Raw genomic sequence first — 424 nt, 5'->3', positions numbered from 1 at the left:
AAAACTTGCTTGCCTCCAGTTCCAAAGCAAGTTTTTATCATTGGTTTGGCTCAGATGCAAACGACGAACTCATCTTGGCGTTCAATTGTATTTGGAATTTCTCTACAGGTCTCACACTGATCGCCGGATTCTTTGTTCTGCGAAAAGAGTGCATTAACAAACTCTTTCCCGTTCTTCTCATCTTCCTGACAACGGTTGGTCTTATGACCGCATTATTTAGTTGCAGCTTTACTCAAATGCCGTCATCGGGCTTTTCCTTGGTCTCTCTCGTCATCGGACTCTATTACGGAGCCGGTTTTCTTTTATGGCTGTCTCTCGCAGAGACGCGCTCCTTTGCTAATGCCATATTCGAAACATCAGCAGCACTTGTCATCGCATCGCTGGGATACTTTGTCTTGAGGGGGACCGGCGCGTGGAATTCATC

1 protein-coding gene is annotated in these 424 nt (G+C 46.2%); it reads left to right on the top strand.

What is annotated here, in order from left to right; all coding sequences use genetic code 11:
- Positions 1-424: hypothetical protein (locus NE591_RS12655; RefSeq protein WP_256156791.1), on the top strand; the 424-nt coding region annotated here is incomplete at both ends.

This window comes from Adlercreutzia sp. DFI.6.23 (assembly GCF_024462535.1).
Lineage (GTDB): Bacteria > Actinomycetota > Coriobacteriia > Coriobacteriales > Eggerthellaceae > Adlercreutzia > Adlercreutzia rubneri.
The sequence above is the reverse complement of the archived record's forward strand: the minus strand, read 5'-3'. Positions and strand labels throughout refer to the sequence as shown.